Consider the following 3,502-nt stretch of genomic DNA (forward strand, 5'->3'; position numbering starts at 1 on the left):
CTGCCCTACAAGGAGATCAAGATCGCGAGCGCCGAGCGCGGCGGCCAGGTGAACGCGCTCGCCATCGACATCGAGGCCGCATTCCTGGAATACCTCGACATGTTCTACAACCTGGGCATCGCCGGCCGGGCGATGCGCCGGATCGGCGCGATCGAGTTCGCCACGACGATCGCGCCCGGCCTGCGCGACGTCTTGCTCACCGGCAAGATCAAGGAATCCGTGATCCGGGTGGACAAGAACAAGCTGCCGGTCTACGACGCGATCGTCGTCGACGCACCACCGACCGGTCGCATCGTCCGTTTCCTGGACGTCACCCGGGCGGTGTCCGACCTGGCCAAGGGCGGCCCGGTCTACTCGCAGGCCGAGGGCGTGGTGAAGATCCTGCACTCCGACCAGACGGCGATCCATTTGGTCACCCTGCTGGAGGCCTTGCCGATGCAGGAGACGAAAGAGGCGATCGACGAGCTAGAGGAGCTGGGTTTGCCGATCGGGTCGGTCATCGTCAATCGCAACATCCCGGCATACCTGCAGCCCGACGATCTCGTCAAAGCCGCCGAGGGCGACGTCGATGCCGACGCGGTGCGAACAGGCCTGGCCGCCGCCGGGATCAAGCTCGGCGACGACGAGTTCGCGGGCCTGCTCACCGAGACCATTCAGCACGCCACCCGGATCACCGCGCGCGGGGCGACCGCCGAGCAGCTCGACGAGCTGAAGGTGCCGCGACTGGAGCTGCCGACCATCGCTGACGGTGTCGACCTCGGCAGCCTCTACGAACTTTCGGAATCGCTTGCACAGCAAGGAGTTCGATGAGCACCACACCGCCGACTCTGGACATCGCCGGGATTCTCGAGGACACCACCAACCGGGTCGTGGTGTGCTGCGGCGCGGGTGGTGTCGGCAAGACCACCACCGCCGCGGCCATGGCGCTACGCGCTGCGGAGTACGGCCGCAACGTGGTTGTCCTGACGATCGACCCGGCCAAGCGGCTGGCACAGGCGTTGGGCATCAGCGACCTCGGCAACTCCCCGCAACGCGTGCCGCTTGCCCCTGAGGTGCCCGGCGAGCTCTACGCGATGATGCTCGACATGCGCCGCACCTTCGACGAGATGGTGGTGCAGTACTCCGGAGCTGATCGCGCACAGGCGATTCTTGACAACCAGTTCTACCAAACGGTGGCCACCTCACTGGCCGGCACGCAGGAGTACATGGCGATGGAAAAGCTCGGCCAGTTGCTGGCCGAGGACCGCTGGGATCTGGTGGTGGTGGACACGCCGCCGTCGCGCAACGCGCTGGACTTCCTCGATGCGCCCGAACGGCTGGGCAGTTTCATGGACAGTCGGCTGTGGAAGCTGCTGTTGGGACCCGGCCGCGGGATCGGCCGACTGGTCACCGGTGCGGTCGGCTTGGCGATGAAAGCGCTGTCGACCGTCCTCGGTTCGCAAATGCTCTCCGACGCTGCGAGTTTCGTGCAATCGCTGGACGCGACCTTCGGCGGGTTTCGGGAGAAGGCTGACCGCACCTACTCGTTGCTCAAGCGCCGCGGTACCCAGTTCGTCGTGGTGTCGGCCGCCGAGCCGGACGCGCTGCGGGAGGCGGCTTTCTTCGTGGACCGGCTGTCGGAGGAAAGCATGCCGTTGGCCGGGCTCATCTTGAACCGCACGCATCCGATGTTGTGCTCGTTGCCGGTCGAGCGCGCCATCGACGGCGCCGAGACCTTCGAGAGCGAACCGGACGACGGCCCGAACGCCTTGACCAAGGCGATCCTGCAGATTCACGCCGACCGCGCCGCGACGTCCAAGCGGGAGATTCGACTGCTGTCTCGATTTACCGGGGCCAACCCCCACGTCGCGATTGTCGGGGTGCCGTCACTGCCGTTTGACGTCTCCGATCTGGAGGCGCTACGTGCTATCGCCGACCAGATGACGGCGGCCGGCTAGGAAATTCGGCTAGGAAATCGGCCCTGTTCAGCCGACGCTGCGGTGCTTGCGCTGGGTGCTGAAGAACTCAGCCCAGGACACCACCTCGGGGTGCTGCTTGAGTAGCGCCCGCCGCTGACGTTCGGTCATCCCACCCCAGACGCCGAATTCGACACGGTTGTCCAGCGCGTCAGCGCCGCACTCCAGCATGACTGGGCAGTGCCGGCAGATGACCGCGGCCTTGCGTTGCGCTGCCCCCCGAACAAACAGTTCGTCGGGGTCAGCGGCCCGGCACAGCGCCTGGGAAACCCAGGCGATCCTCGACTCCGCCTCCGCCCCAAACGGAATGGTGGCTGTGGGTGCTGCGGCGTTTGTCTTAGCCGCGGTCCGAATACCTGACACCAGCGATTCCCCTTCGCTCTTGCCACCGCTGTGGCAACCACTGCGTGATCCAGAACCCCGATGCGACGTGTGCCACACTGTGCTCGTCGGTGTTACCTGTATCTCATTGTGTGGATAAGCTACGTGGTCAGGTACCAATTACGCAACATTCTGAGACCCCCTTTTTTGGGACGACCGTGCAGTCCGATCATGAAGGGGACCCAAAAGCCGGAGATTTAGGCGAGTAATAGCCGCCTGAGCTGCAACTGAGAGAAACCTGAGGCGCGGCGGTCGGCGAAAATTCTCCAATAGACCACACGCGAAGAGTCCCGTCGCAGCGCCGCTAGTGTAGTTGCCATGTCGGAGCGCCCCGCGACCGCGGTCACCATCGCCAGACTCGCCGGGTGTTGCCTGCTCGCCAGTGTCATCGTCGCCGCCATGTTGTTCCCCATCGCCGGTGGTATCGGGCTGGTCTCCAACCGAGCCTCCGAAGTCGTCGGTAACGCATCGGCGCAGCTACTCGAGGGTGATGTGCCCGCGGTGACCACGATGGTGGACGCGAAGGGCAACACCATTGCCTGGCTGTATTCGCAGCGCCGCTTCGAGGTGCCCAGCGACAAAATCGCCAACACCATGAAGTTGGCCATCGTCTCGATCGAGGACAAGCGGTTCGCCGAGCACAACGGCGTCGACTGGAAAGGCACGCTGACCGGGCTGGCCGGCTACGCGTCGGGCGACGCCGACACTCGCGGTGGCTCGACGATCGAGCAGCAGTACGTAAAGAACTACCAATTGCTGGTCATCGCACAGACCGACGCCGAGAAACGCGCGGCCATCGAGACCACACCGGCGCGCAAGCTGCGCGAGATCCGCATGGCGCTGACACTGGACAAGACCTTCACCAAGCCGGAGATCCTGACCCGCTACCTGAACCTGGTGTCGTTCGGTAACAACGCTTTCGGTGTGCAGGACGCAGCGCAGACGTACTTCGGCGTCAACGCGTCGGACCTGAACTGGCAGCAGGCTGCTTTGTTGGCGGGGCTGGTTCAGTCGACCAGTTCGCTGAACCCCTACACCAACCCGGATGGCGCACTGGCCCGCCGAAACCTCGTCCTGGACACCATGATCGCGAACATCCCCGGTGAGGCCGATGCGCTGCGCGCCGCCAAGGCGGAGCCCTTGGGGATCTTGCCGCAGCCCAAGGA

The 3,502-nt window shown here is 64.8% G+C and carries 3 protein-coding genes and 1 pseudogene; 3 read left to right on the forward strand and 1 reads right to left on the reverse strand.

Annotation, left to right across the window (positions count from 1 at the left end; genetic code table 11):
* Both WAO18_RS19535 and WAO18_RS19540 read left to right on the forward strand, forming a co-directional pair.
* Positions 1 to 810: ArsA-related P-loop ATPase (locus tag WAO18_RS19535; RefSeq protein WP_422207886.1), on the forward strand; the 810-nt coding region annotated here is incomplete at its 5' end.
* Positions 807 to 1,937 carry an ArsA family ATPase gene (locus WAO18_RS19540; RefSeq protein ID WP_422207887.1) on the forward strand — a complete coding sequence of 377 codons (1,131 nt, stop codon included), beginning with the start codon at positions 807 to 809 and terminating at the stop codon, positions 1,935 to 1,937. The genes WAO18_RS19535 and WAO18_RS19540, both read left to right, overlap by 4 nt.
* A 27-nt stretch (positions 1,938 to 1,964) precedes the next feature.
* Here the strand turns inward: WAO18_RS19540 and WAO18_RS19545 are convergent, their stop codons facing one another.
* Positions 1,965 to 2,318, reverse strand: a complete 354-nt coding sequence (locus tag WAO18_RS19545) for a WhiB family transcriptional regulator (protein WP_422207888.1) — start codon at positions 2,316 to 2,318, stop codon at positions 1,965 to 1,967.
* Positions 2,319 to 2,654: 336 nt separating this feature from the next.
* Here WAO18_RS19545 and ponA2 point away from each other — a divergent pair.
* Positions 2,655 to 3,502: pseudogene (gene ponA2, locus WAO18_RS19550) on the forward strand (transglycosylase/D,D-transpeptidase PonA2); the annotation flags it as partial.

This window comes from Mycobacterium sp., from assembly GCF_049278535.1.
In the GTDB taxonomy this organism is placed as follows: domain Bacteria; phylum Actinomycetota; class Actinomycetes; order Mycobacteriales; family Mycobacteriaceae; genus Mycobacterium.